The sequence below is a fragment of the Kitasatospora sp. NPDC058190 genome (assembly GCF_042883685.1).
Taxonomy (GTDB): domain Bacteria; phylum Actinomycetota; class Actinomycetes; order Streptomycetales; family Streptomycetaceae; genus Kitasatospora.
This window is the reverse complement of record NZ_JBHVVI010000074.1, coordinates 21,228-47,365: the sequence shown is the minus strand read 5'-3', so window position 1 is coordinate 47,365 and position 26,138 is coordinate 21,228. Positions and strand designations below refer to the sequence as shown.

The following is a 26,138-nucleotide window of genomic DNA, read 5'->3' as shown; positions in this document are numbered from 1 at the left end:
GTACGGCGGCGGGCAGCAGCACCGGCCAGCGGGCGCCGAGCGCGGCCACGGCGGCGCAGGGCGGCGCGGCCAGCACGGCGGCGGTCAGGGCGGCCCGGGCGGCGGCACCGCGCCGCCCGGGCCGGGGTGGGTCCGGCGCGGCGGGCGGGCGCCGGGGCACCCGGGCGTACAGCTCCTCGGCGAGCGAGAACAGGTCGGCGTGCCGGCAGCGGGCGGCGGCGTCCGGGCCGAGTCCGGCCTCCTCCAGCCCGGCGGCGATCTCCAGCGGGTCGACGGCGCGCTCGCACAGCTCCCGGTGCTCGGCCATCACCTCACGCACCGGGTCGACGCTGCCCGCCGCCGCACCGCCGGACATCAGAGAGCCTCCGCGAGCTCTTCGGCGCGCTCCCGCCCGCCGGGGTCGTCGTCGCGCTCCCGTCGGGCGACGGCGGCGGAGGACAGTGCGGCGAGGCGGGCACCGCTGGGGTGCCGGGCGGCGGGCTGCTCCGGGGAGGCGGGGTCCTCGCCGCCGCCCGGGGCCCCGCCGTGGCCCGGGCGCGGGCCGTCGCTGAGCCAGTACTCGGCGGGGCGGGCGAAGGGGCGCGGTGCCCGGCCGTCCTCGCCGCCGTCGCCGCCGGGGAAGGCCGGGTACTGGGAGACCAGTTCCAGGTAGATCTCCCGGAAGGCGCCGATCACCGGCTCGACGGCGAAGCGTTCCTGCGCCCGCAGCCGCCCGGCCAGCCCGAGCCGGGCCCGCCGCTCCTCGTCGCGCAGCAGCGCCAGGCAGGCCCCGGCCAGGGCGCGCGGGTCGCGGGCGGGCACCAGCAGCCCGGTCGGGCCGACCACCTCGCGGGCCACCCCGACGTCGGTGGTCACCACGGCCCGGCCGCTCAGCATGGCGTCCGCGAGCAGTCCGGGGCCGCGCTGGGAGAGCGCCGTGAACACGGCCACCGTGCCGCCCTCCCAGGCCCGGGCGAGGGAGCCGGGCCGTCCGGCGAAGTCCACCGCCCCGGTGGTGCCCAGCCGCTCGGCGACCGCCGCGCAGTGCGCCCGGTAGCCGGCGGCGGTCTCCTCGCCGTGGATCACCAGGCGGGCCTCGGGCAGTTCGGCACGGACCCGGGCGAAGGCGTGCAGCATCAGTTCGGGGTCGCGGCCCGGTTCCAGCGCGCCCGCCCACACCAGGGTGGGCCGCTCGGGCTCGGGCCCGGCCGCCGGGCGGTCCACGGCCGGGGTGCCCTCGTACACCACCCGGGTGCGCGCCGGATCGGCCCCGCAGCGGCGCTGCCACTGCTGGTCGTGGGCGCTGCCCGGGGTGAGTATCGCGGCCTGCCGGTAGGTCTCCTCGGTGAGGGCCCGGAAGAAGGCCAGCAGCAGCGCCCGCACCGGCCATCGGTACGGCGCCTCGCGGTAGCCGAGGTACTGCTCGCGCAGGTGCGGGCCGTGCTCGGTGACGACGAACGGCACCCCGTGCAGGTGCCGGGCGACCAGGGCGGGCAGTGCGGCGGGGCCGCCGCCGACGACGTGGCACAGGTCGACCCCGCCCAGGCCCCCGGGCCCGGTGCCGTACCAGGGCGCGGACAGCGGCCGCAGGCACTGCTCCAGCAGGTCCGCGGCGACCAGGACGTCGCGCACCAGCGGCTGCCCGGCGGAGGTGTCCGCGCCGGGCAGCCGCCAGGTGCGTTCCAGGACCCGCCGGGCGTGCGCGGAGGCGAGGAAGGCGGGCAGCGTGCCGTCCTCCCCGGCCAGTGCCGCCAGCCGGTACAGCCCGGCGCCGAAGCCGGCCCGCTGCCCGGGCAGCACGAGCGCCCGCACCAGTTCCTCGTACGCGCCGGCGTACTGGCGTCTGCGCAGCGCGCCCGGCGCCCGGCCGCGCGGCCGGCGCCCCCACAGCGCGAGGTCGCGCGCCCCGCGCCAGGCCGGCGAGAGCCGCTCGGCGGCGCCCGGGACGGGCCCCGTGCGCTCGGGGCCGGTCAGCAGGTACAGCTCGAACCGGTGCTCCGGCAAGCCCTCGGCCAGCCGGTCGCACCAGGCTCCGGCACCACGCCGGGGATGCGGACGGGTACCCTCGGTGAGCAGGGCGACGCGCACGGAAGACCTCCTTCTGCCTCGGAGCGGGGTGGTGACGGCAGCCCTCGGTCAGGGCCGGCTGTCCCCTCGCACCCCTGGGACGCCCCTCGGGAAGGGGCCACGGGAGCCGCGGGGCCGTACGCCGGGACCCTTGCTCGGGCCGCCCGCCGTGTGCTCCGGCGTCAGCGGCCCTCCCCCACACCTGTTCGGTCCGGCAGCAGAAAGGTAGGACCGGCCCGGGGCGATCCATCGGTCACATGCCTGGCTGCCACCTGAACGAGTGAACCGTCGTGACCTCGCCCCGAACCGGGCCGTTACCGGGCGCTATACGCGGGCGTCGTCCGCGGGGCGCCCGGTGCGCCGTGCTCAGCGGCCGGCGTGTGCGATCAGCTCGCGGACGGCGCGGGCGACCGCGTCGGGGTGCTCCATCATCGCCACGTGCCCGGACTCCGGCAGCACCAGCAGCCGGGCGTCCGGGAAGGCCGCGCAGGCGCGGCGGGCCGAGCGGTAGGCGACCAGCTTGTCGCGCAGGCCGTACACCAGCAGCACCGGCGCCTGGACCTGCTCGGCCTGCCGCCACAGCGCCTGGTCGCCGCGCTCGGTGTACGCCGAGACGATGCCGCGGGCGGAACCGATCAGCGCCTGCATCGCGTGCGGCACCTCCAGCCGGCGCCGGTACTCGGCCACCGCCTCGGCCCGGGTGGCCGGGCTGAGGGCGGCCGGGTCTCCGTAGACCAGCCGCAGCAGGTCCTCGGTCGCGGCCTCGACGTCGCGCCGGCCCGCGGGCAGCCGGCGCAGCAGCGCGGGCACGCCGGGCAGGGCGAGCAGGCCGGTGGGCCAGGCGGAGCGCTGCGGGGGCAGTTCGGGCAGGGCGGGCGAGACCAGGGTGAGGCTGCGGACCAGGTCGGGGCGCAGAGCGCTGAGCCGGACGGCGACGGCGCCGCCGAGCGAGTTGCCGAACAGGTGGACCGGTCCGCGCCCGGTCGCCTCCAGGTAGCCGATGACGGCGCGGACGTGGCCGGAGACGCTGAGGTTGCCGTCGGTGGGCGGGGTGGAGCGGCCGAAACCGGGCAGGTCGACGGCCTCGCCGTCGACGAGGCCGCCGAGGCGGTCCATGAGGGCGGTCCAGTTGGCGGCCGAGCCGCCGAGGCCGTGTACGAAGAGGCCGGGTTCGCGCCCGTCGGGGCCCGCTCCGTCGGCGGGGCGGTGCACCGCGAGCACCGCGCCGGGGACCTCGACCGTTCGTACCTGCTGCTCAGTGCTGCTCATGGTGGACGATGGTATTGAGCCCCGGCCGGGGGCGGTGTGGGGTGGTCCGGCCGTTCCACCCCTCGTCGCACCACTGCCGACGCCGAGGTCAGCGCCGTATTGTGGGCTCCTGACAAGGAGGCCGGGCAGCTTTTCTCGCCTTCGCCGAACGCGGGCGCGGTTACCGAAAAGTAGAATCAGCCCTCTTGCCAGCCCCGAACAACCCGAAGTGAGGAGCGCCGTGACGGCCATCCAGGAGGCGCAGGAGCGCCCGCGCGGTGCCCGCCTGCCGCGAAGCGCCCGCCGTGAACAACTGCTCGGTGCCGCCCAGGAGGTGTTCGTCGCGCAGGGTTACCACGCGGCCGCCATGGACGACATCGCCGACCGCGCCGGGGTCAGCAAGCCGGTGCTCTACCAGCACTTCCCCGGGAAGCTGGACCTGTACCTGGCGCTGCTGGACAAGCACTGCGACGCCCTGGTCGAGTCGACCCGCGAGGCACTGGGGACGACCACCGACAACAAGCTGCGGGTGGCCGCGACGATGGAGGCGTACTTCAACTACGTCTCCAGCGAGTCGGGCGCGTTCCGGCTGGTCTTCGAGTCGGACCTGACCAACGAGCCGGCCGTGCGCGAGCGGGTCGAGCGGGCCTCCGAGGCGAGCGCGACGCTGGTCAGCCAGGTGATCCAGGAGGACACCGACCTGCCGGAGTCGGAGTCCAAGCTGCTGGCCGCCGGGGTCTGCGGCCTGGCCCAGATCACCGCCCGCTACTGGCTCTCGCAGGGTCTGGAGATCCCGCGCGACGAGGCGGTGCGGCTGGTCGCCAGCCTGGCCTGGCGCGGGCTGAAGGGCTTCCCGATGCACCCGGGCGATCAGGCCGGGGAGGCCCCCGCGCAGCGGTGACGATCCGCTGACCTTCGCCTGGGCGGTGATCGGGTGCTCTATGGTGAAGCCGTACGGCGCGGTCGCCGCGAACGCCTGTTCCGGGCGGTCCGGTGCCGCGCGTGGAGGCTGCAACCCCGGAGGGACGGAAGCCGTGGAGGTCAAGATCGGCGTGCAGAACGCGCCGCGCGAGATCGTGATCGAGAGCTCGCAGACTGCCGATGAGGTCGAGAGCCTGGTCGCGAAGGCGCTGGAGGGCTCCACCAAGCTCTTCTCGCTGACCGACGAGCACGGCCGCCGCGTCATCGTCCCGGCCGAGCGCCTGGCGTACGTGGAGATCGGCGAGCAGGCCGCCCGCAAGGTCGGCTTCGGCACCCTCTGAGGCGCTGCCCGAAGCTCGTCCCGGTGCCCCGTTCCCCTGAGGGAGCGGGGCACCGGCGCGTGTACGGCGGGGTGGGGCGGGGTACGCCGACAGGTGCGGCACCGCTGCCGCGCGCCCGTCCCCCGGGGAGGCTGCCTTGCTGGTCGAGTCGATCGCCTTCGCCCTCGTGGGCCTGGTCGCGGGCGCGGCCGCGCTGCTGGGCCTGCCCCGGTTCTTCCGGGCGTCCCGTCCGCTGGTCGCCGGCACGGCTCCGGCGGCGGCGCTGCTCGGCGGGGTGGTCGCGCACTTCTGCCTGGACGGGCGCTACCCGGTGGTCGCGGTGGCCTTCTCCGCGCTGGCCGCCGGGGTGCTCACCTCGCTGCTGGCCCGGCCGGACCTGGCCGCCGGCCGGGCGCCGGCGCACCGGCACCACCCGCACCGGTCCGGTGCCCACCGCGCGCCGCGGCGGCACCGGCCGGCCTGACGCCGCTCAGGAGGCGAGGCCGAGCGCGGCCATCCGCCTGGTGTGCGCCTCGGTGATCCGGTTGAACATCTTGCCGACCTCGACCAGGTCGAAGCCCTGCACATGGACGCCGCCGACCAGCAGGTTGGACAGCGCGTCCCGCTCGGCGACCACCCGCTGGGCCTGGCTGAGCGCCTCGCCCATCAGCCGTCGGCCCCACAGGGCGAGCCGTCCGCCGGCCCGCGGGTCGGCCTCGATGGCCTGGCGGACCTTGTCGACGGCGAACTGGGCGTGGCCGGTGTCGGACATGACGCCGAGGACCAGCTCGCGGGTGTCGTCGTCCAGCCGGACGGCCACCTCGCGGTAGAAGTCGGTCGCGATGGCGTCGCCGACGTAGGCCTTGACCAGGCCCTCCAGCCAGTCCGAGGGCGCGGTCATCCGGTGGAACAGCTCCAGCGGCTCGACGAAGGGGCGCATGGCCTCCTGCGGGTCGGCGCCGATCTCGGCGAGCCGGTCGTGCAGCCGCTGGTAGTGCTGGAACTCGGAGGAGGCCATCCGGGCCAGGGCCGCCTTGTCGGCGAGGTCGGGTGCCAGCTTGGCGTCCTCGGCGAGCCGCTCGAAGGCGCTCAGCTCGCCGTACGCGAGCGCGCCGAGCAGGTCCAGCACTGCCGCGCGGTAGCCCGGCTCGGCCGAGCACGTGGCCCAGTCGCCGATCGAGCCGGCCGCGCCGTCCTGCGTCTCACCATGGGTCTCCATGACCCGCCACCTTAGTCCCGCCACGGCGCCCGCCCCACCACCCGGCGCGGTCGGGTGACCGCTCGGAGTGCCCGTTCACGGGCCGGTCCCCCGGGGCAATGTCAGACGCGTCACGTGTTCGAGTCGTCGCCTGACTGTATGGTGGTACGGAGCCCCGTCGTGCTCGCACGGTGTCACCGCCGTCTCGGTGGCCCGCGCAAGCCCGCTCCGTAGCGGCACCGTCCCCTCGGACGTGTCCGCACCGGAGGCACGGGTACTCACGTACGCGGATGCCCGGTCGGAGAGCCGATCGGCTCCGACCATGGCTTGGACTTCAAGCCTTGGCACCGCATCAGTGGCCGAGCGAGGGCCGCCGAGACCACGCCCCAAGGCGGAGGTCCCGCGCAGGTCCCTCACGGGAACCCTCCCCGACGCCGCCGGCGACGCGCCCCGCACCGGGCCGCGCGCACCGGCCGGCCGCAGGGACCGGCGCGGTTGTGCGTCCGCGCAGCTGTAATCGGGGCCGCCCAGGCCCGTACGCAGCCGCGCGGCTGCCCGCCCGCCGCTCGCTCTCGGCCCCTCCGAAAACGGAAGAGGCAGCACCCTGTCCACCACCGCTGAACCCATCAAGACGACGTTCCGGGACCTGGGGATCCTCCCGGAGACCGCCGAGGCGCTCGAGTCCGTCGGCATCGTCCATCCCTTCCCGATCCAGGAGATGACCCTCCCGGTCGCGCTGACCGGCCACGACGTCATCGGCCAGGCCAAGACCGGCACCGGCAAGACCCTCGGCTTCGGCCTCCCGCTGATCGAGCGGGTCGTCGTGCGCGCCGACGTGGACGCCGACCGGGCCACCGAGGAGCAGCTCTCCGAATTCCCGCAGGCGCTGATCGTCGTCCCGACGCGTGAGCTCTGCACCCAGGTCACCAACGACCTGCAGACCGCCGGCAAGGTCCGCAACGTGCGGGTCCTGGCCGTCTACGGCGGCCGGGCGTACGAGCCGCAGGTCGAGGCGCTCGCCAAGGGCGTCGACATCGTGGTCGGCACCCCCGGCCGACTGCTGGACCTGGCCGGGCAGCGGAAGCTCAACCTGTCCAAGGTCCGCGCGCTGGTCCTGGACGAGGCCGACGAGATGCTCGACCTGGGCTTCCTGCCGGACGTCGAGAAGATCATCACCATGCTGCCGGCCAAGCGGCAGACGCTGCTGTTCTCGGCCACCATGCCGGGCCAGGTGATCAGCCTCGCCCGCCGGTACATGAGCCAGCCGACCCACATCCGGGCCACCGCCCCGGACGACACCGGCTCGACCGTCGCCAACATCGAGCAGCACATCTTCCGTGCGCACTCGCTGGACAAGGTCGAGATGGTCTCGCGCATCCTGCAGGCCGACGGCCGCGGGCTGGCGATGATCTTCTGCCGCACCAAGCGCACCGCCGCCGACGTCTCCGACCAGCTGACCCAGCGCGGCTTCGCGGCCGGCGCGGTCCACGGCGACCTCGGCCAGGGCGCCCGCGAGCAGGCCCTGCGGGCCTTCCGCAACGGCAAGGTCGACGTGCTGGTCTGCACCGACGTCGCGGCCCGCGGCATCGACGTCGAGGGCGTCACCCACGTCATCAACTACCAGTGCCCCGAGGACGAGAAGACCTACCTGCACCGGATCGGCCGCACCGGCCGGGCCGGCGCCTCCGGTACCGCCGTCACCCTGGTCGACTGGGACGACATCCCGCGCTGGCAGCTGATCAACAAGGCGCTGGACCTGCCGTTCAACGAGCCGGAGGAGACCTACTCCACCTCGCCGCACCTGTACGAGCTGCTGAAGATCGCGCCGGGCACCAAGGGCGTGCTGCCCCGCTCGGAGCGCACCCGGGCCGGGCTCGGCGCGGAGGAGATCGAGGACCTCGGCGAGACCGGCGGACGCGGGTCCCGCTCCGGCCGCGGCGGGCGGAGCGGCCCGGGCCGCGCCGCCGTCGAGACCCCGGCGGAGGAGAAGCCGCGCCGCACCCGTGAGCGCCGCCGCACCCGCCGCGGCTCGGAGGTCGGCGCCGAGGGCGAGGCCGCCGCTGCCGCTCCGGTGACCGAGAGGGCCCCGGCCGTCGAGGGCGCCGAGGGCGAGGCCGCGCCGCGCCGTCGCCGCCGTCGTTCGCGCGGTGGCGCCGCCGTGGCCGAGGCCGCCGTGGCGGCGACCGAGGCCGTGGTCGAGGCGGCTCCGGCCGTCGAGACCGTCGCCGCACCGGTCGCCGAGGAGAAGCCGCGCCGCACCCGGACCCGCAAGCCGAAGGCGGAGGCCGTCGAGATCGTCGAGGCCGCCGCCGAGGCGCCGGTCGAGGCCGCCCCGGCCGAGAAGCCCGCGACCCGCACCCGGACCCGCAAGCCCAAGGCCGAGGCCGTCGAGGCGGCGACCGAGGCCCCGGCCGAGGAGAAGCCCGCCCCCCGGACCCGCACCCGCAAGCCGAAGGCGGAGGCCGTCGAGGCCGCCGTCGAGGCGCCGGCCGAGAAGCCCGCGACCCGCACCCGGACCCGCAAGCCCAAGGCCGTCGCGGAGACCGCCCCGGAGGCCCCGACCGCCGAGGCCCCCGCCGAGGTCCCGGCCCCGCGCAAGCGCACCCGCACCCGCAAGGTCGCGGCCACCCCGGAGAGCTGACACCTCCCACCCCGAGGGGGCGGGCGGAGCCGTAACGGCCCCGCCCGCCCCCTCGGGCATTCCCACCCACCGCCACCGGGGCGACAGCCGGCGACGCGCCGTCGGCGTCCGGGCTGGTGGGAGTGGGTGTCAGCGACCCCCTAAGCTCGGGGTGTCGGCCTGTCGCGGGAGGGAAGCTGCCCATGAGTACTCCGCCGTTCCTGACCCTGCCCGGTTGTGCCCGGACGGAACGCGTGGTGACCGCGCGCGGGGAGTTCGCGGCGTTGCGGGCGGAGCCGGACGGGCCCGTGCGGGGGTCGGCCCTGCTGGTGCCGGGGTTCACGGGCAGCAAGGAGGACTTCATCGGGCTGCTGGAGCCGCTGGCGGCGGCCGGGTACCGGGTGACGGCCGTGGACCAGCGGGGGCAGTACGAGACCGGCGGGCCGGACGAGGCGGCCGCGTACGAGCTCCCGGCGCTGGGCGCGGACGTGCGGGCGCTGACCGAGGTGCTGGCGGCCGAGGGCGGGCCGGTGCACCTGCTGGGGCACTCCTTCGGCGGTCAGGTGGTGCGGGAGGCCGTGCTCGCGGCCGCCGCGGCGGGGCCGCTGCCCTGGCGTTCGCTGACCCTGATGGCCACCGGGCCGGGGGCGATCGACTCGGCCGAGGCGGCCCGGACCAAGCTGCTGCTGGACGCCCTGCCGGTGCTGACCCTGGAGGAGATCTGGCAGGTCATGCGGCAGATGGACGAGAGCAGCGACATGCCCAAGCCCGCCCTGGAGCCGGATGTCACGGAGTTCCTGCACCGCCGCTGGGTGGCGAACGTGCCGCAGGCGCTGGCCGTGGTCGGCGGGCACCTGGTGGCCGCGCCGGACCGGGTGGACGAGTTGGCGGCGGTGGCCGCCGGGGCGCTGCCGGTGCTGGTGCTGTCCGGGGTGCGGGACTACGCCTGGCCGGTGCCGGAGCAGACCCGGATGGCGGAGCGCCTGGGCGCCCGCCGGGTGGTCGTCGCGGACGCGGGCCACTCCCCCAACGCCGAGCAGCCGGCCGTCACGGCCGAGGCGCTGGCGGCGTTCTGGGCCTGAGCCGCTGTTACTCGCCCGCTCGCCTCCGGGGCGCTCGGGACCCGGCGCCGACGCTCGTCGCTCCGGCGCTCGTCCCTCGCTTGTCGCTCCTCACTTTCGGCACCGGCGCGCCCCTTCAGCTCGGGGCGGGGATTCGCCCGCTCGCAGCTGTTCGCCCGGTCGCCTCCGAGCCGAAGGGGCGGGGGCCCCGCCCGGCACCCTCACCGGAGTGGTCTGAACCACTTTTGGCAGTCCGACCGTCCTCCACGCGGGACAAAATTCGTTAGTTACGGTAATCTTTGATTCTGTCCGGGAATCATTGCCGGCCCGCACGCGGTTGCCGATCAGGCGAAACCTGGACGTTACGGACGGGCAACGGCCCAGTAGCACCGCCACGACACCGTGGTTGCACGAGGCATTGGACGCACCAGGCAAGCAGGGGGAGCCCTTGCCGCAGCAGACCGCCGCACGTACGACGCGATCGGTCCGGCCGTACCGCCGGATCCGCAAGACCCCGAACGGGCTGATACCGACTCAGCCGCAATCGCCCCGCCCCGCGGGGCCAGGAAAGGAGACGCCCATGACCAAGCCCATGCGCTTCGAGATCCTCCGACTGGACGACACCGACGGCTCCGCCACCGACCGCCTGATCGCCGACGCCGAGACCGTCCGCGAGTACGTCGAGGCCGCCGCCCGCACCGGCGAGCGCCTGCTCATCCGCCCGTGCCCGACCGTCTGACCAGGCGCGGCGCCTCCGACCGGGAGCCCTCACCCGCCGCCGACGAGCCGGGCGCGTCCGATCCGGACGTTCCGATACCCGACTGACGCCCTGTCACCGCATTCGCCGATGACGGGGCGTCAGTGCGTTCGGGGCCTGACCCGCACGACGTTTGCCGCCGTCCTCGACGGGACATCCCCAACGGGAACCGCCTGTGCCGCGCCCACCCCGCGTCGGCCGGGAGTCCGCCACCGACAGGTGCCGCCGAGCCGTCCGTACGGGTGATCGTCCTTGACGCGGCGGTCCGGAGGGAGGAGCGTTGTCGGCTATGAGGGGCGAGCCAAGCTGCCCGAGGTGCGCCGGTCGGGTCCGCGCCCCCGGTCTGTTCTCAGACACCTGGCAGTGCGACCGGCACGGAGCCGTGCACCCGATGCAGCCCGTGCTGCCCCCGAGTGTGGAAGCCCTGGGCGTGGCCGTCGCCCGCTCACAGGTCCCGGTCTGGCTGCCCTGGCCGCTCCCGGTCGGCTGGCTCTACACCGGCATCGGCCACGTCGGCGACGACGTCTCGGGCGCCCGCGCCACCGCCGTCGCCTGCTCCGGTCCGGCGCCGCTGGGCGGCTTCGGCGAGCTGGTGCTGGTCGCCGAGGAGCTGGGCGTCGGGCTCGGCGCACGCTACGCCGGACTGCCCGGGCCGGACCCGGGCGACTCGGTCGGCCTCTACAAGCCCGCCGACGCCAAGCTGATGGCCGCCGGGCGCCCCACCCCGATGTTCCACGTCCCGGACGCCCCGGCCGACCGCGCGGTGTTCGCCGGCGAGGCCCGCGGGCTCTGGCTCTGGGCGATCGCCTGGCCCGAGCAGTCCGCCCTGGTGATGTACGACGAGCTGGTGCTCACCGACCTGCGCGAGGCCGGCGCCGAGCTGGACCTGCTGCCCTGTGGGGCCCTCTCTCCCCGTCTGCTCGGCTGAACGCCCGAACGGCCTATCCTGGGCGGCACCCACGAGCCTCCAGGAGTCCGCCCCGTGCGCATCGACCTGCACGCCCACAGCAACGCCTCCGACGGCACCGACAGCCCGGCCGAGCTGGTCGCCGCGGCGGTGGCCGCCGGCCTCGACGTGGTGGCGCTCACCGACCACGACACCGTCGCCGGCCACGCCGAGGCCGCCGGGGCGGTGCGCGCGCTGCCGGACGGCACCCGGCTGACCGTCGTCCCGGGCGCCGAACTGTCCTGCGTGGTGGGCGACATCAGCATGCACCTGCTGGCGTACCTGTTCGACCCGGAGGAGCCGGAGTTCGCGCGCGAGCGGGAGCTGGTGCGCACCGACCGGTTCCGGCGCGGGCGGGCGATCGTCGAACGCTGCCGCGAGCTCGGCGCGGACATCAGCTGGGAACAGGTGCAGCGGATCGCCGGGGCCGGCTCGGTCGGGCGGCCGCACATCGCCAGCGCGCTGGTCGAGGCGGGCGTGGTGGCCACCGTCTCGGACGCCTTCACCCCGGACTGGCTGGCCAACGGCGGCCGGGCGGACGTACGCAAGCACGAGACCGACCCGGTGGAGGCGGTCCGGCTGGTCCGGGCGGCCGGCGGGGTGCCGGTCTTCGCCCACCCCGGCGCGGTCAAGCGCGGCCGGACGGTCTCGGACCAGGTGATCGCCGACCTCGCGGCGGCCGGGCTGGCCGCGCTGGAGGTCGACCACACCGACCACGACGAGGAGACCCGGCAGCGGCTGCGCGGCCTGGCGGGCGAGCTGGGCCTGCTGGTCACCGGCTCGAGCGACTACCACGGCAGCCGCAAGACCGTCCGGCTCGGCGAGCACACCACCGACCCGGCGGTGTACGAGGCGCTGCTGGCGCAGGCGACCGGGGCCGAGCCGATCGAGCGCTGAGCCGGTCCGGCGCGCTACGCCGAACCGATCGGCAGTTCGAGCAGCCGTGCGGGTAACCGTACGAGTAGTCGTACGAGCGGCCGGCACTCCCCGGCCGCACTCCGGCGTACAGAGGCGCGGCACGGGCGCGCACAGCAACCCGCACGCCCCGTACGCCCCCACCCCCTACGGCCCCGCCTGAGCGACCGTCAGTCCAGCCGGACGCCGCGCCGGTCCGGGTCCCTCAGGTCGGTGCCCTGGTCCAGCCAGCGCTCCTGGAGCGCGGCCGCGCCGTGCACCCGCTTCCAGCCCGCCTCGTTGGGCGTCATCGGCAGCAGCGGCAGGAAGCGCACCGGCTCGGCGGGTTCGGCCAGTTCGAGGTCCTCCACCAGGCCGCCCGGCTCGGCGGCCAGCACCGAGGTGAAGGGGGCGCCGTCCCACAGCGGGGCGCCGAGATCCAGCGAGCCGCCCGGGGCCACCACCAGGCCCTCGACCTGCGGGGTCGCGGCGACGGTGGCGAGGCTGCGCAGCACGCTGTCGTGCCCGCCGCGTACGGTCAGCACCAGTTCGACCCGGGGGCCGCGCAGCTGGTCGGCGACCAGCGCGGTCGGGTCGGCCATCGGCGCGGCGGCCATCCCGAGCGTGGTGTAGCGGACCAGGCCCTCGGCGTCCGGGCCGAAGCGCAGCACCTCGATCCGGTCGGCGCCGAGGAAGGTGACGGCGGCGCGGCCGCTCGGCTCGCCGAAGGTGGAGATCAGCCGGGCCTCGACGGCGGCCAGCACCGCCTCCCGGGTGAGCTCCGGGGAGCTGCCGCCGTGGGGGTCGCCGAAGGACGGGAAGTCATGGGCCATGCCGGTGAGCGTAACCCGCCGGGTCGCGGGGACTTCGTGCGGGCGGCGGGCCGGGCGGCGGGCGGGGTGGACCCGTCAAGGGCGCGCAAAGGACAGCTGAACCCCTCGGCGCCGATGCCCGGTCAGATGTTAGGGTGAGCGACTGGCCACCGGGATCGTTCGTCCCGGGGCGGCGGCGCGAAGGAGGTGGTTGCGGTGGATACCGGCCGACCATGCAGTACCGGCAGCTCTGCCCGGCCCCGACTTCCCCGCATCCCTCGCCTCGCAGGCCGTAGCGGCTGATCCAGCCGTCAGTGGCCCCGGGCGCGGGTCGACGGCGGACGGACCGGCCGGGAGAGCACCCTCATCCCCTTCACCGGTGTTCCTCGCCGTCGCACCACGGCCCTGCGTTCCCGCGTTCTCCGTGCCGCCGTGCGACGGCTCCTGTCCCAGGGAGCCTGCCATGTCGATGATCAACAGCCTGCGCGCCGCCGTCCGCACCAACCGTCGTCGGGGCGTCCCCGGCCCGTACGACGCCGTGCCGGAAGGCAGCGGCTCGGCGGTCGTGGACTGCGCGGTCTACCAGCACGGCCGGCGCAACGGCGAGACCTGCAGCCCGCGCGAGGCCGCCCGCCGGGTCAAGGCGGCGCACCAATTCCCGGACAGCGCGGGCTCGTTCAGCTGGATCGGGCTGCACGAGCCGACCGGGGCGGAGTTCGAGGGCATCGCCCAGCGCTTCGGCCTGCACCCGCTCGCGGTGGAGGACGCGGTGCACGCCCACCAGCGCCCCAAGGTGGAGCGCTACGACGACGTCCTCTTCGCCGTCTTCAAGACCATCCGCTACGTCGAGCACGACCAGCTCACGCCCACCAGCGAGGTGGTGGAGACCGGCGAGCTGATGGTGTTCGCCGGGCGGGACTTCGTGATCACCGTCCGGCACGGCGGCCACGGTTCGCTGCAGGAGCTGCGGCACCGGCTGGAGGCGGACGCGGACGAGTCCGGGCTGCTGGCCAAGGGGCCGTCCGCGGTGCTGCACGCGATCGCCGACCACGTGGTGGACAACTACCTGCTGGTCGCCGAGCGGCTGCAGAACGACGTGGACGAGATCGAGTACGGCGTCTTCTCGGCCAAGGGCGGGCGCAGCGCCGATGTCGGCCGGGTCTACCAACTCAAGCGCGAGGTTCTGGAGTTCAAGCGCGCGGTGGCGCCGCTGCTGCGCCCGATGCAGCAGCTGTCGGAGCCGTCGCAGGGCCTGGTGGACCCGGACATCCAGAAGTACTTCCGGGACGTCGCGGACCACCTGGCCCGGGTGACCGAGCAGGTGCACGGTTTCGACGAGCTGCTGAACTCGCTGCTGCAGGCGAACCTGGCGCAGGTGTCGGTGGCGCAGAACGAGGACATGCGGAAGATCACCGCCTGGGCGGCGATCTTCGCGGTGCCCACCATGATCACCGGCGTGTACGGGATGAACTTCGACTACATGCCGGAGCTGCACAACCCGTACGGCTATCCGGCGGTGCTCGGCGCGGTCACGCTGATCTGCGTGGGGATGTACCGGGGCTTCCGCCGCAACGGCTGGCTGTAGCCCGCTACCGGCGTCCGCCGCGGGCCACCAGGACCAGTCCGAGCAGGATCAGCACCACCGCCGGGTAGGCGGCCGCCGGGGGCCACTGGCCGAGCCAGAGGGCGGCGATCAGGGCGGCGCCCGGGGTCTCCAGCAGGATCGCGGTGGAGGTGATCGACGGGCCGAGGTTGCGCACCACCCGGTTGCTGAGCGAGTGCCCGAGCAGCTGGGCGGCGACCATCAGCAGCACGATCTGCCACCAGGCCCCGGCCGACCAGCCGGACAGCGGCGTCCCGGCGGCCAGGCAGATCACCAGCAGGCCGACCGCCGTGGTGGTGTAGCAGACCAGGGTGTACGCGGTGGTGCTGACGGTCTTGCGGACCTCGGCGCCGAGCAGCATGTACCCGGCCGCGGCGAGTCCGGCGGCCAGGGCGAGGGCGTCGCCGAGCAGGGCGCGCGGGGAGAGCGAGAGGTCCACGCCCGTGAGCACCAGCACGCCGGCGAAGGCGACGACGGTGCCGAGCCAGACCATGCGGGGGGCCCGGACGCCGAACAGTCGCATCAGCAGGATGGTCCACAGCGGGGTGGTGGTGACCAGGGCGGTGGCGGAGGCCACCGAGGTCATCCGCAGGCTGGGCATCCAGAGCGCGAAGTGGACGGCGAGCAGCGCGCCGGCGGCGATCGCGAGCAGCAGCGCCCGGCGGCCGATGCCGCGCAGTTCGGCGCGGTGGCGCAGCAGCGCGTAGGGGCCGAGGACGCCGACGGACATGACGTTGCGCCAGAGTGCGATCGCCAGGGCGGGCGCGGCGGTGGCGCTGATCAGCGGGCCGGAGAACGAGATGCCGGCGATGGAGACGGCGAGCAGCAGCAGGTCGAGGGTGGGGAGCGGGTGCGCGGGCCGCGGGTCGGCGGCGGCGGGGGTGGCTGGGGCGGTCGCGGGCCGGGCGGCGGGCACGGCGCTCCTTCGCTGGTCACGGTGGTTGGGCGCTCATACGGTAAGGCCCGTGTCGCTGCAATGGAACTGTCGCCCGGAGGCTGAGACATCTGGTGGACAGGAGCTGAGACGTCTGGCGGACGGGAAGGGACGGCGTCGGGGGCGAAGCCGTACGCTGTCCGCCATGGACCGTACGCCCGCCGCCGCGACCGCCGACGACTTCCTCGACCAGGCCCTGCTGGAGGAGGCCGCGAAGAAGTCCGGTCTGCTCTGGGTGCGCGCGGACGGCCAGGAGCATGCCCGTCCGCTCTGGCACGCCTGGCACGACGGCGCGGTGGTGGTGGTCGGCGGGGGCGGCGAGCAGCCGCTGCACGGCCTGGAGCCCGGCGCCGTGGCCGTGGTCACGGTGCGCAGCAAGGACAAGGGCGGCCGGCTGATCGGCTGGGGCGCCAGGGTGGTGGAGCTGGCGCCGGACGGCGAGGCCTGGCGGGGCGCCGTGGAGGAGCTCAAGGGCAAGCGGCTGAACGCGCCCGACACCGACGCCATCGCCGAGCGCTGGGCCCGGGAGTGCCGGGTGCTGCGGCTGGAGCCGGTCGGCGCGCTCAGCGAGCGCCCGGGCGCGATGCCGGACGACTCGCACGCGGCCCGGCCGATGCCCACCCCGGCCACCACCCGCCGCCCGATCCCGGCCGGCCTGCCCAAGCTGCTGTTCAAGCGCCGCTGAGGGCTGCCCAACCGTGAGCAGGAGTTGGCGTCCACGACTCCTGCGGCCGCTACCGTGCCACGGCGGGCCCGGCCCCGGACACCCGGGTAGCCTTGGGGCCGCGGGTGTGCTCGGCGCACCCTTGCCGAGGCGTCGAGCGATCAGAGGGAGTCCATGGCAGGGCCAGGCACCCGGGTCTTCATCTCCCATCTCTCCGCCATCGCGGTCTTCGACCCGAACGGCGACCAGGTCGGGCGGGTCCGGGACGTGGTGGTCTCGCTGCGGCTCGGCGGCCGCCCGCCGCGGGTGCTCGGCCTGGTGGTCGAGGTCGTCGGCCGGCGCCGGATCTTCCTGCCGATGACCAGGGTGACCAGCCTGGAGTCCGGCCAGGTGCTCACCACCGGCCTGATCAACCTCCGGCGCTTCGAACAGCGCCCGGCCGAGACCCTGGTGCTCGCCGAGCTGCTGGACCGTACCGTCACCTGGTCCAAGACCGGCGAGGACGTCACCGTGCTGGACATCGGCATGGTGCAGACCCGCCTGCGCGAGTGGGAGATCAGCAAGGTCTTCGTCCAGGTCGGCCGGGCCGGCCGGCTGCGCAAGGGCAAGGGCGAGCGGCTCACCCTGGACTGGCAGGACGTCACCGGCTTCTCGCAGCCCGAGCAGGACCAGGGCGCGGCCAACCTGCTCGCCACCTTCGAACAGCTGCGCCCGGCCGACCTGGCCAGCGTGATGCACCACCTGTCCGCCAAGCGCCGCGCCGAGGTGGCCGCCGCACTGCCGGACGAGCGGCTCGCGGACGTCATGGAGGAGCTGCCCGAGGACGACCAGGTCGAGATCATCGGCAAGCTGAAGGACGAGCGCGCCGCCGACGTCCTGGAGGCGATGGACCCGGACGACGCCGCCGACCTGCTGTCCGAACTGCCCGGTGACGAGGCCGAGCGGCTGCTCCAGCTGATGGAGCCGGAGGAGGCCGCGCCGGTGCGCCGCCTGCTGTCGTACGAGGAGGACACCGCCGGTGGTCTGATGACCACCGAGCCGATCGTGCTGGAGCCGGACGCGACGGTCGCCGAGGCGCTGGCGCGGATCCGGATCAGCGACCACAAGCCCGCTCTGGCCGCCCAGATCTTCGTCTGCCGCCCGCCGAACGAGACCCCGACCGGCCGCTACCTGGGCACCGTGCACTTCCAGCGGCTCCTGCGCGAGCCCCCTTACATGCTGGTCGGCTCGCTGGTCGACGACGACCTGGACCCGCTGCCGCCGGACACCCCGCTGTCGCTGGTCACCAGCTACCTGGCGACCTACAACCTGGTGTCCGCGCCGGTCGTGGACGAGGCGGACCACCTGCTGGGCGCGGTGACCGTCGACGACGTGCTCGACCACCTGCTGCCCGAGGACTGGCGCGACGCCGCGCTGCACGCCCGCGACGACGAGAGTGAGGGGATGGCCGATGGACGGTGACCGCAACGGACGGCCGGACGACTCCGCGCGCCGGCGCCTGCAGGGCGAACTGCGGGAGCTTCGCCAGTTGCGCGAGCTGCGCACCCGCGAGGGCGGCGGCCGGCTGGAGACCGCCCCGATCACCGGTTCCAGCCGCACCCGGCTCGACCAGCCGCGCACCGCCCGGCCCGGCCTGCTCTCGCTGCCGTCCTACGACCCCGAGGCCTTCGGCGTGCTGTCGGAGCGGATCGCCCGCTTCCTCGGCACCGGGCGGTTCATCGTCTGGATGACGGTGGTGGTCGTCATCTGGATAGGGTGGAACACCCTGCTGCCGACCACCGTGCGCTTCGACGAGTACCCGTTCATCTTCCTGACCCTGGCGCTGTCGCTGCAGGCCTCCTACGCGGCGCCGCTGATCCTGCTGGCGCAGAACCGCCAGGACAACCGGGACCGGGTCAACATGGAGCAGGACCGGGCCCGCAGCGACCGCAACATCGCCGACACCGAGTACCTGACCCGCGAGGTCGCCGCGCTGCGGCACGGGCTCGGCGAGGTCGCCACCCGCGACTTCATCCGGTCCGAGCTCCAGTCCCTGCTCAAGGAGATGGACGAACGCCGGGACGCCTCCGGGACGTTGTGACCGGCGGCACGCTACCGACCGGTTAAGCGGTTCGCCCGGAGCCGTACCATCAAGGCATGGCCAACGAGACAGAGGTCGCTGCCGGCGTCACGGAGGAGTCCGTACGCGAGGCCCTCGCGACCGTCAACGACCCGGAGATCAACCGTCCGATCACCGAGATCGGCATGGTGAAATCGGTCGAGATCGCCGAGGGGGGAGCGGTTCGCGTCGCGGTCTACCTGACCGTCTCCGGCTGTCCGATGCGCGACACCATCGTCACCCGGGTCCGCGAGGCGGTCGGCAGGGTGCCGGGCGTGACCGGCGTCGAGGTCGAGCTCGACGTGATGAGCGACGAGCAGCGCAAGGAGCTCTCCCAGCTGCTGCGCGGCGGCGCCCCCGAGCGGGAGATCCCGTTCGCCAAGCCGGGCACGCTGACCCGCGTCTACGCCGTCGCCTCCGGCAAGGGCGGCGTCGGCAAGTCCTCCGTGACGGTCAACCTGGCCGCCGCGATGGCCGCGGACGGCCTGAAGGTCGCCGTGGTGGACGCCGACATCTACGGCCACAGCGTGCCGCGCATGCTGGGTGTCGAGGGCCGGCCGACCCAGGTTCAGGACATGATCATGCCGCCGCAGGCGAACGGCGTGAAGGTCATCTCGATCGGGATGTTCACCCCGGGCAACGCCCCGGTGGTCTGGCGCGGCCCGATGCTGCACCGCGCGCTGCAGCAGTTCCTCGCCGACGTGTGGTGGGGCGACCTGGACGTGCTGCTGCTGGACCTGCCGCCCGGCACCGGCGACATCGCGATCTCGGTGGCCCAGCTGATCCCCAACGCGGAGATCCTGATCGTCACCACCCCGCAGATGGCCGCCGCCGAGGTGGCCGAGCGGGCCGGCACCATCGCGGTGCAGACCCACCAGAAGATCGTCGGCGTGATCGAGAACATGTCCGGCATGCCGTGCCCGCACTGCGACGAGATGATCGACGTCTTCGGCACCGGCGGCGGTCAGACCGTCGCGGACGCGCTCACCCGCACCGTCGGTGCGACCGTCCCGGTGCTCGGCTCGATCCCGATCGACGTGCGGCTGCGCGAGGGCGGCGACGACGGCCGCCCGGTCGTGCTCGCCGCCCCCGACTCCCCGGCCGGCGCCGCCCTGCGTGCCGTGGCAGGCAAGCTCGGCGGCCGCCAGCGCGGCCTGTCGGGCATGTCGCTCGGGCTGACGCCCAAGAACAAGTTCTGACGGGGCGGGCGAGTCCCCGCCCCGAGCCGAAGGGGCGCGCCGGTGTCGAAAGGGAGAAGGGCCAAGCCGCCGACGAAGGAGGTGGCGCAGTGCCCGCCGACCGTCGGCACCGGGCCGGAGCGCCCCGGAGGCGAGCGGGCGAGTCACAGCCCCGGAGGCGAGCGGGCGACCAGCACAGCAGGGGCCGGGCGGTTCTCCGCCCGGCCCCTCGTCGTGTCCGCGGGCCCTACGGCCGGGTGTAGCCGCCCAGGTCGGCGACGGTGGCGAAGCCGACGCCGTAGGCGCTGACGCCACGGCCGAAGGCGCCGAGGAGGACGCCGGGGGCCTCGCCCGCGAGCACCCAGCCGTACTCGGACTCGCGGTAGCGGAAGGGCTGCGGCATGCCGTTGACCGGCAGGCTGAGGGTGGACCAGCCGGGGCCGGCCAGGTCGTCGGCGAGGTCCCACGCCAGGCTGCTCTGCTGGTCCAGCCAGTCCTGGCGCAGCGCGCGGTCGAGCTGGCCGGGCCAGGTCGCGGCGAGCAGGCCGGAGCCGGCCAGCCAGGCGGCGGAGGAGGCGGAGGTCGCCTCCAGGGTGCCGGTGTTGTCTGCGCTGCGGCGGCTGTCGCGGCGGGCCACGGTGACCACGACCGCGAACTTGCGCGTCTCGCGCGGCTCGTACTGCTTGGCCGGCTCGTCGCCGTGGCCGAGGGTGCCGTAGTCGACGCTGCCGGCCGCCCAGCCGCGGGGGCCGCTGGCGCCGGCCTGCATCAGGTAGCGGCGGCCGGTCCAGCCGTCGTCCAGGCCGTACCAGGGGAAGTCCGCGGACAGGTAGGGCACCAGCGGATCCGCCGGGCCGGCCTGCCCGCCGACCACCGGGCCGCCGGCCGTGGCCGTCGCCCCTCCCGCCTGACTCGTCGCGTCCATCCCCGGGCCTCCTCAAACGCACGTGTGCCTGCCGTGGCGCGCTCCCATGGTGGCGCACCTCGGCGTTCCCGGGGGCCGTTCCTGGTCCGCGCAAGCGCGGATGTGACGGACGGCTCAGCGGGAACAGTCAGCACAATAGCGGCGCGGATGCCGCCGCCCCGCTCAGCCGGACGGCCGGGCGGGGCGGTGGTGTCGTGTTCCCGCGGGGTGCGCGCGGGCTCGATCAGGTCGCGTCGGGGTCGAACGGGGGCCGCTCGCCGGGCTGCAGCGGGGCTCCGGCGGAGGCGGGCGCCGGGGCGGCCTTGTCGAAACTCACGCTGCCCGCGCGGCCGTTCACCGGCGCGGCGGGCTTGTCGTCCAGGACGGAGCGGATGTCGAGCGAGTCCTTCATGTCCTTGAGGCCCAGCGGGTCCTCCTCGCCGCCCATGAGCTGCTTGCGGACGAAGGTCTTGGGGTTGAGGTCCTCGAACTCGAAGTCCTTGAACTCGGGGCCCAGCTCGCTGCGGATGTCCTCCTTGGCGTTGTCGGCGAAGGAGCGGACCTTGCGGATGAAGCCCATGGTGTCCTGGATCAGCTTCGGCAGCTTGTCAGGACCGAAGATGATGATCGCCATCACGATCAGGGTGAGGATCTCCAGCCCGCCTACGTCGCTGAACACCTTTGCTCCCTAGCTCGCCGGACGACGGTTCCTCCAGAGTAATGGCCACCGGCGGGTCCCTGCTCCACGGTGCGATGAAGCCGTGGTAAAGACCAGCCGGTGGCCGGGCCCGAAGGCGGGGTGTCCGCTAGCGGATCTGCTGGCGCAGGGCCGCGATGCCGCCCGGGTAGCGCTCCGGCGAGGAGGAGGGGCCCGCCTCGCGGGTGGCGGCGACCGGGCGGGCCGGGAAGTCCACCGGGACCTGCGCGGTCATCGGGACCAGGCCGCCGCGGCCGGTGGTGCCGCCGCCGATCGGGCTGACGGTGGTGCCGTGCTGGTCCTCGCCCTGGGCGAGGCCGCCGACGCCGCCGAGCGTCACCGCGGCGACCGAGAAGGCGCCCGCGGCGGCGAAGACCAGGCGGCGGCCGCGCGCGGCGGAGCGGACGGCGGCCGCGGCCGCCAGCGGCCGGGCGGCGGTGCGGTCGGGGCCGACGGCGGATTCCGGACGGCCGGTGCGTCGACCCATCAGCGGCCGCAGCACCGAGCCGCGACCGAAGGCGCGCGGGTCGACCCCGGGCACCGGGGTGTCGGCGCCGAGCGCGCCCGCGCCGAAGGAGGCGCCGGCGCCGCGGCCGAAGGAGCCACCGGTGAGCCGGCTGCCGCCGAGCGTGCCGGTGGCGCCGAGCCCGCCGCCGGGCAGGTCGTCGTCGTCGCGCCGACCGCCCTGGCCCGGCCAGCCGCCGTCCGCCGGGCCGTCCTCGGGCAGGTTGCCGACGGCCATCAGCCGGGCCATCAGCGAGGAGGAGGGGCCGGGGGTGTCGGTGCGGGTCAGCAGGTGCTTCACGGCGCGGCCCTCGTCGGCCTCGGCCAGGCACTGGGGGCAGGTGGCCAGGTGGGCCTGGACCCGCTCGCGCGAGTCGTGGCCGAGTTCGCCGTCCAGGAACCCGGACAGGCGCTCACCGAGGTGGTGTTCCTCGGCGGCGGGCTCGACGGGGCGTACGGGCACGGCACGCAGCTCCGTGTCGCCCGGCAGCGGGACGGCGGTCGGCAGCGGCTCACCGGGGTCGTCACCGCCCCGGCGGCCCAGCGCCCAGCTCCGCCGGGTCTGGGGCCGGTCGGACGCCTCCGACCGTTCCGGACCGGACCGGCTGGCTCCGCTCACGATCGCCTCCGTCCACGCCCGCCCGGTGTGGCCGCGGGCTCCGCGGCGACGGCGCCGACCGGCACCGGCTCCTCCGAGCCGCCGCGGCGCTCACGGCCGGGGGCCTGGCCGGGGGCACGGTGCTTGAGCGCGGCGCGCAGGTGCGAGCGGCCGCGGTGGATACGGCTGCGGACGGTGCCGAGCTTGACGCCCAGCGTGGCGGCGATCTCCTCGTAGGACAGGCCCTCGATGTCGCAGAGCACCACGGCGGCGCGGAACTCCGGGGCGAGGGTGTCCAGGGCGTGCTGCACGTCGGCGTCGAAGTGGGTGTCGCTGAAGTGCTGGGCCGGGCTGGGCTCGCGGGAGGCGAGCCGCTCGGCCGCGTCCTCGCCGAGCGCGTCGAAGCGGATGCGCTGGCGGCGGCGGACCATGTCCAGGAACAGGTTGGTGGTGATCCGGTGCAGCCAGCCCTCGAACGTGCCGGGGGTGTAGGTGGACAGCGAACGGAACACCCGGACGAAGACCTCCTGGGTGAGGTCCTCGGCGTCGTGCTGGTTGCCCGTCAGACGGTAGGCGAGGCGGTAGACGCGGGCGCTGTGAGCCTCGACGATCTCCTCCCAGGTGGGCGGAGTCCAGCTCTGCGCGTCGGGGCCCTCGGCGAAGGTCGCGAGGGCGGGGGCCTCGGTGGTGCCGGCGGCCGGCGTCGCGGCGGCGGGCTGGTCCAGGTCGGAGTGCGCAGGCTGGTTCATCACGGGCTTCGGCGTACGGGCCGACGCGGTGCCGCGGGAGTGCCGCCGCACGGGGACGTCGCCCTCGGCCACACCTCCTCGGTCGGCTCTTCTGCCCAGCAGGGCCACCACCATATCCACCTCACCCGTCAAGCCCGGATAAAAGTGCCCGGGAGGTCTCCCGCACCCGGTCCTCAGTGACAACGGCCCGCCGCCGTACGCGGTTCCCGCCCGGCCAGTAATCTGTGGCAGGAAATATCGACATCCCCCGGCACCGGGCCGCCACCCGGGGCTCCGAAAGAGGCAGCCATCAGCGAGTTCGGGCCCGCGCGCGCGGCCCTCGCCGACACCTACGTGGGCGAGGACGCGGTGCTGACCTACGCCCGGGCGCAGTCCGCGCGGACCGGGATACGGGCCATCGGGCCGAGCGGCGGGGCGTGCCTGCGGCTGCTGGCCGCCGCGCTGGACGCCAAGGCGGTGGCCGAGATCGGCACCGGCACAGGTGTGTCAGGCGTCTACCTGCTGCGCGGGATGCGGCCGGACGGCGTGCTCACCACGGTGGACTCCGAGCCGGTGCGTCAGCAGCTGGCCCGCGAGGCGTACCAGGCGGCCGGGTTCGCGGCCAACCGCTCGCGGTTCATACCGGGCCGGGCACTGGAGGTGCTGCCCCGGCTCGCCGACGGCCAGTACGACCTGGTGTTCTGCGACGGCGATCCGGCCGAGTCCCGGGAGTACCTGCTGGAGGCGCTGCGGCTGCTGCGGCCGGGCGGGATGGTCTGCTTCGAGGGGGTCTTCCAGGAGGGCCGGCTCGCCGAGCCGGAGCTGCAGGACCCGCAGACCGGCGCGGTGCGGGACCTGGTCCGGGACGTGCGGGAGAGCGAGGCGCTGCTGCCCGCGCTGCTGCCGGTCTCGGACGGGCTGCTCTGCGCCGTCAAGCGGTAGGGCCTGTCCGCCCCCGGAGACCGCGCGGGCCCGGGCCGACGTGACGTCGTACCCGGGCCCGGCAGTACGTCTCCAGGAGACGGCGAGCACCCGCTGCGGTCAGCCGGTGACCTTCATGAGGGCATCGCCCAGGGCTTCGGCCTCGTCAGGCGTGAGCTCCACCACGAGGCGTCCGCCGCCTTCGAGCGGAACGCGCATGATGATGCCCCGCCCCTCTTTGGTGACTTCGAGCGGGCCGTCACCCGTCCGCGGCTTCATGGCCGCCATGCTCGTTCCCCTTCCTGCAACCGCTCAGCTACGCACCGGCAGTCCGTCCACCGCCGGTATCGAACGCATTGATCGGAAGCCATTATCCCGCATGCCACGGCCTGATGACCAACATCACTCTCGGTGCAACATCGGCCGGACCGACTCCAACCGCCGCAATTGGCGTCATAAGCCCCGGCGTGGCGGCGGTACCGGTACCGCGGGAAGGTGCGATACCTCACACTCCCCAGCCCCGCCCCCGCTCCGGCATCCTGGCACGACCACCGACGCGACGATCGTTTAGGGAGCCCTCCCCCATGTCCGATTCCGTGCTGTACGAGCTGGACGGCGGCCTGGCCGTCATCACCATCAACCGCCCGGAGGCGATGAACGCCCTGGACGTCGCCACCAAGGTGGCGCTGCGCGACACCGTGACCGAGGCGGCCGGGGACCCGGCGGTGCGGGCGGTGCTGCTGACCGGGGCCGGCGACCGGGCGTTCTGCGTCGGGCAGGACCTGAACGAGCACCTGGCGCTGCTGAAGCGGTTCGAGGAGACCGGCGAGGGCGCGCTGCGGACCGTCGCCGAGCACTACAACCCGCTGACCCGGGCGCTGGCCGGGATGCGCAAGCCGACCGTCGCCGCGGTCGGCGGGGTGGCGGCCGGCGCGGGCGCCTCGCTCGCCTTCGCCTGCGACTTCCGGATCATCTCCGACCGGGCCGGCTTCAACACCGCCTTCGCCGGGATCGGTCTGACCGCCGACTCGGGGGCGTCCTGGACGCTGCCCCGGCTGGTCGGACACGCCAAGGCCACCGAGCTGCTGATGCTGCCCCGGACGGTCAAGGCCGCCGAGGCGATGGAGCTGGGCCTGGCCACCAAGGTCGTGCCGGCCGAGGAACTCGCCGCCACCGCGCGGGTCTTCGCCCGCGAGCTGGCCGAGGGCCCGACCGTGGCCTACGGCGCCATCAAGGAGTCGCTGGCGTACGGCGCTTCGCACTCGCTGGACGAACTGCTCGACAAGGAGGACGAGCTGCAGACCCTGGCCGGCGAGAGCGAGGACCACCGGATCGCGGTGCGCGCCTTCATCGCCAAGGAGAAGCCGAAGTACGTCGGGCGCTGAGGCTCAGCGCCGCTTCCTCCCGCCGGCGCGGACGTGGCAGTCCGCCAGGTGGTCGTCGACCAGACCGCAGGCCTGCATCAGGGCGTAGGCGGTGGTCGGGCCGACGAAGCGGAAGCCCGCCTTCTTCAACGCCTTCGCCAGCGCCGTCGACTCCGGCGTGACGGCCGGCACCTCCGCCAGCGTGCGGGGGGCCGGCCGGTCCGGGTCGGCGGCGAACTGCCAGATCAGCGCGTCGAGGCCGCCGTCCAGGTCACGGGCGACCCGGGCGTTGGCGATCGCCGCCTCGATCTTGGCCCGGTTGCGGATGATGCCGGTGTCGGCGAGCAGCCGCTCCTCGTCCGCCTCGCCGAACTCGGCGACCTCGGCGATCCGGAAGCCGGCGAACGCGGCCCGGAACCCCTCGCGGCGGCGCAGGATGGTCAGCCAGGACAGGCCGGACTGGAAGGCCTCCAGGCAGACCCGCTCGAACAGGGCGTCGTCGCCGTGCACCGGGCGGCCCCACTCGGTGTCGTGGTAGACGCGGTAGTCGTCCGTCGACTCGCCCCAGCCGCAGCGGCGCAGGCCGTCCGCGCCGAGCACCGCGCCCTCCGCGACGTCGGTCACTGCTCCGTCCCCGGCTTCGCGTCCTCGGGGGCCGGCTGCTCGGTGAGCGCGGCGGCGGGCTGGACCACCTTGGCGAACTCCTCCAGACCCGGCAGCGGTTCGGCGCCCGGGTCCGGGGCGGTGGTGGCCTCGACCGCGCCGCGCAGGTGGGCGGCGGCCTCCAGCTCGGCGATCCGCGAGTCGCGGTAGGCGAGTTCGGCGCCGAGGCGGTCCAGGACGTCGTCCACCTCGTCCATCCGGTAGCCGCGCACGGCCATCGGCAGGCGCAGGTCGTCCACGTCCGTCTTGCTCAGCGGTCGGTCCTGCGGCAGCCGCGCGGCGATGCGGTCCGGCACCGCCTCCGGCATCGAGCCGCCACCGCCCAGCGCCACCAGCGCGGCGCCGCCGACCACCACGGCCATGGCGACCACGATCACCCAGAACACGAGCTGTCCTCCCGAACTCCCGGCCGGTCCCCGATCAAGTGCCAGGGAACCAGACTGATCATGACAGCATGGT

General features: G+C 74.6%; 27 protein-coding genes and 1 pseudogene. 15 read left to right on the top strand and 13 right to left on the bottom strand.

The genetic code is table 11. From position 1 onward, the window contains the following. The 3 genes and pseudogenes from ACFVWU_RS29125 to ACFVWU_RS29115 all read right to left on the bottom strand — a co-directional run. A pseudogene (locus ACFVWU_RS29125) lies at window positions 1–355 on the bottom strand (hypothetical protein); the annotation flags it as partial. Continuing rightward, entirely contained in the window at window positions 355–2,067 is a 1,713-nt protein-coding gene (locus tag ACFVWU_RS29120) for a DUF3492 domain-containing protein (RefSeq protein WP_387626457.1), read from the bottom strand. The gene ACFVWU_RS29120 and the pseudogene ACFVWU_RS29125, both read right to left, overlap by 1 nt. 345 nt (window positions 2,068–2,412) lie before the next feature. Then, window positions 2,413–3,315 (bottom strand): alpha/beta fold hydrolase, encoded by a 903-nt coding sequence (locus ACFVWU_RS29115; protein ID WP_387626455.1) that lies wholly within the window; start codon window positions 3,313–3,315, stop codon window positions 2,413–2,415. Between the two features lie 220 nt (window positions 3,316–3,535). Here ACFVWU_RS29115 and ACFVWU_RS29110 point away from each other — a divergent pair, with 220 nt between their 5' ends. The 3 genes from ACFVWU_RS29110 (at window position 3,536) to ACFVWU_RS29100 (ending at window position 5,019) form a co-directional block, all read left to right on the top strand. Continuing rightward, window positions 3,536–4,195, top strand: a complete 660-nt coding sequence (locus ACFVWU_RS29110; RefSeq protein WP_387626453.1) for a TetR/AcrR family transcriptional regulator — start codon at window positions 3,536–3,538, stop codon at window positions 4,193–4,195. A 133-nt stretch (window positions 4,196–4,328) separates the two neighbouring features. After that, complete coding sequence (locus ACFVWU_RS29105) at window positions 4,329–4,556, top strand: DUF3107 domain-containing protein (protein ID WP_387626451.1); 228 nt, start codon at window positions 4,329–4,331, stop codon at window positions 4,554–4,556. Between the two features lie 136 nt (window positions 4,557–4,692). Then, the gene (locus ACFVWU_RS29100; RefSeq protein ID WP_387626449.1) at window positions 4,693–5,019 is read left to right on the top strand and encodes a hypothetical protein; all 327 of its coding nucleotides are present in this window, start codon (window positions 4,693–4,695) and stop codon (window positions 5,017–5,019) included. Between the two features lie 6 nt (window positions 5,020–5,025). Here the strand turns inward: ACFVWU_RS29100 and ACFVWU_RS29095 are convergent, their stop codons facing one another. Beyond that, the gene (locus ACFVWU_RS29095; RefSeq protein WP_380615580.1) at window positions 5,026–5,754 is read right to left on the bottom strand and encodes a ferritin-like fold-containing protein; all 729 of its coding nucleotides are present in this window, start codon (window positions 5,752–5,754) and stop codon (window positions 5,026–5,028) included. Between the two features lie 697 nt (window positions 5,755–6,451). Here ACFVWU_RS29095 and ACFVWU_RS29090 point away from each other — a divergent pair. The 5 genes from ACFVWU_RS29090 (at window position 6,452) to ACFVWU_RS29070 (ending at window position 12,014) form a co-directional block, all read left to right on the top strand. Further along, window positions 6,452–8,374 carry a DEAD/DEAH box helicase gene (locus ACFVWU_RS29090; protein ID WP_387626447.1) on the top strand — a complete coding sequence of 641 codons (1,923 nt, stop codon included), beginning with the start codon at window positions 6,452–6,454 and terminating at the stop codon, window positions 8,372–8,374. A 182-nt stretch (window positions 8,375–8,556) separates the two neighbouring features. Next, complete coding sequence (locus ACFVWU_RS29085; protein WP_387626445.1) at window positions 8,557–9,435, top strand: alpha/beta fold hydrolase; 879 nt, start codon at window positions 8,557–8,559, stop codon at window positions 9,433–9,435. 559 nt (window positions 9,436–9,994) lie between these two features. Beyond that, window positions 9,995–10,153 (top strand): hypothetical protein, encoded by a 159-nt coding sequence (locus ACFVWU_RS29080; protein WP_380615731.1) that lies wholly within the window; start codon window positions 9,995–9,997, stop codon window positions 10,151–10,153. A gap of 307 nt (window positions 10,154–10,460) precedes the next feature. Beyond that, entirely contained in the window at window positions 10,461–11,099 is a 639-nt protein-coding gene (locus tag ACFVWU_RS29075) for a DUF6758 family protein (RefSeq protein ID WP_387626443.1), read from the top strand. A 54-nt stretch (window positions 11,100–11,153) separates the two neighbouring features. Then, window positions 11,154–12,014: a PHP domain-containing protein gene (locus ACFVWU_RS29070; protein WP_387626441.1), complete on the top strand. Its 861-nt coding sequence runs from the start codon at window positions 11,154–11,156 to the stop codon at window positions 12,012–12,014. A 188-nt stretch (window positions 12,015–12,202) separates the two neighbouring features. Here ACFVWU_RS29070 and ACFVWU_RS29065 read toward each other — a convergent pair whose 3' ends face one another. Next, a complete protein-coding gene (locus ACFVWU_RS29065) occupies window positions 12,203–12,844 on the bottom strand; it encodes a suppressor of fused domain protein (protein ID WP_387626439.1) in 642 nt (213 codons plus the stop codon). 442 nt (window positions 12,845–13,286) lie between these two features. Between ACFVWU_RS29065 and corA the strand changes: the two genes are divergently transcribed. Then, complete coding sequence (corA, locus tag ACFVWU_RS29060) at window positions 13,287–14,408, top strand: magnesium/cobalt transporter CorA (RefSeq protein ID WP_387626437.1); 1,122 nt, start codon at window positions 13,287–13,289, stop codon at window positions 14,406–14,408. Window positions 14,409–14,412: 4 nt separating this feature from the next. Here the strand turns inward: corA and ACFVWU_RS29055 are convergent, their stop codons facing one another. Next, window positions 14,413–15,342 (bottom strand): DMT family transporter, encoded by a 930-nt coding sequence (locus tag ACFVWU_RS29055; RefSeq protein ID WP_387626435.1) that lies wholly within the window; start codon window positions 15,340–15,342, stop codon window positions 14,413–14,415. 163 nt (window positions 15,343–15,505) lie between these two features. Here ACFVWU_RS29055 and ACFVWU_RS29050 point away from each other — a divergent pair, with 163 nt between their 5' ends. From ACFVWU_RS29050 to ACFVWU_RS29035, 4 genes are all read left to right on the top strand, one after another. Beyond that, on the top strand, window positions 15,506–16,045 hold the full coding sequence (locus tag ACFVWU_RS29050) for a hypothetical protein (protein ID WP_387626433.1): 540 nt from the start codon (window positions 15,506–15,508) through the stop codon (window positions 16,043–16,045). Window positions 16,046–16,198: 153 nt separating this feature from the next. Continuing rightward, window positions 16,199–17,485 (top strand): magnesium transporter MgtE N-terminal domain-containing protein, encoded by a 1,287-nt coding sequence (locus ACFVWU_RS29045; RefSeq protein ID WP_387626431.1) that lies wholly within the window; start codon window positions 16,199–16,201, stop codon window positions 17,483–17,485. Next, complete coding sequence (locus ACFVWU_RS29040) at window positions 17,475–18,104, top strand: DUF1003 domain-containing protein (protein WP_387626429.1); 630 nt, start codon at window positions 17,475–17,477, stop codon at window positions 18,102–18,104. The genes ACFVWU_RS29045 and ACFVWU_RS29040 overlap by 11 nt, the downstream gene beginning before the upstream one ends. A 56-nt stretch (window positions 18,105–18,160) precedes the next feature. Beyond that, window positions 18,161–19,321 carry an Mrp/NBP35 family ATP-binding protein gene (locus ACFVWU_RS29035; RefSeq protein WP_387626427.1) on the top strand — a complete coding sequence of 387 codons (1,161 nt, stop codon included), beginning with the start codon at window positions 18,161–18,163 and terminating at the stop codon, window positions 19,319–19,321. Window positions 19,322–19,547: 226 nt separating this feature from the next. Here the strand turns inward: ACFVWU_RS29035 and ACFVWU_RS29030 are convergent, their stop codons facing one another. The 4 genes from ACFVWU_RS29030 to sigE form a co-directional block, all read right to left on the bottom strand. Beyond that, window positions 19,548–20,225: a hypothetical protein gene (locus ACFVWU_RS29030; protein WP_387626425.1), complete on the bottom strand. Its 678-nt coding sequence runs from the start codon at window positions 20,223–20,225 to the stop codon at window positions 19,548–19,550. Window positions 20,226–20,448: 223 nt separating this feature from the next. Further along, window positions 20,449–20,883 (bottom strand): sec-independent translocase, encoded by a 435-nt coding sequence (locus ACFVWU_RS29025; RefSeq protein WP_387626423.1) that lies wholly within the window; start codon window positions 20,881–20,883, stop codon window positions 20,449–20,451. Between the two features lie 127 nt (window positions 20,884–21,010). Next, on the bottom strand, window positions 21,011–22,024 hold the full coding sequence (locus ACFVWU_RS29020) for a zf-HC2 domain-containing protein (RefSeq protein ID WP_387626421.1): 1,014 nt from the start codon (window positions 22,022–22,024) through the stop codon (window positions 21,011–21,013). Beyond that, entirely contained in the window at window positions 22,021–22,752 is a 732-nt protein-coding gene (gene sigE, locus ACFVWU_RS29015; RefSeq protein WP_387626463.1) for an RNA polymerase sigma factor SigE, read from the bottom strand. Before sigE ends, ACFVWU_RS29020 begins: the two co-directional genes overlap by 4 nt. 288 nt (window positions 22,753–23,040) lie before the next feature. Between sigE and ACFVWU_RS29010 the strand changes: the two genes are divergently transcribed. After that, window positions 23,041–23,673, top strand: coding sequence for an O-methyltransferase (locus tag ACFVWU_RS29010; protein WP_380615729.1), 633 nt, complete (start codon window positions 23,041–23,043; stop codon window positions 23,671–23,673). A gap of 99 nt (window positions 23,674–23,772) precedes the next feature. Here the strand turns inward: ACFVWU_RS29010 and ACFVWU_RS29005 are convergent, their stop codons facing one another. Next, a complete protein-coding gene (locus ACFVWU_RS29005; protein ID WP_270144370.1) occupies window positions 23,773–23,940 on the bottom strand; it encodes a DUF3117 domain-containing protein in 168 nt (55 codons plus the stop codon). A gap of 296 nt (window positions 23,941–24,236) precedes the next feature. Here ACFVWU_RS29005 and ACFVWU_RS29000 point away from each other — a divergent pair, with 296 nt between their 5' ends. After that, entirely contained in the window at window positions 24,237–25,037 is an 801-nt protein-coding gene (locus ACFVWU_RS29000) for an enoyl-CoA hydratase-related protein (protein ID WP_387626419.1), read from the top strand. A gap of 3 nt (window positions 25,038–25,040) precedes the next feature. On the opposite strand, the gene ACFVWU_RS28995 is transcribed toward ACFVWU_RS29000, so the two are convergent. Continuing rightward, window positions 25,041–25,640, bottom strand: a complete 600-nt coding sequence (locus ACFVWU_RS28995) for a DNA-3-methyladenine glycosylase I (RefSeq protein WP_387626417.1) — start codon at window positions 25,638–25,640, stop codon at window positions 25,041–25,043. Then, window positions 25,637–26,065, bottom strand: a complete 429-nt coding sequence (locus ACFVWU_RS28990) for a DivIVA domain-containing protein (RefSeq protein WP_387626415.1) — start codon at window positions 26,063–26,065, stop codon at window positions 25,637–25,639. The genes ACFVWU_RS28995 and ACFVWU_RS28990 overlap by 4 nt, the downstream gene beginning before the upstream one ends. Window positions 26,066–26,138: the final 73 nt, after the last annotated feature.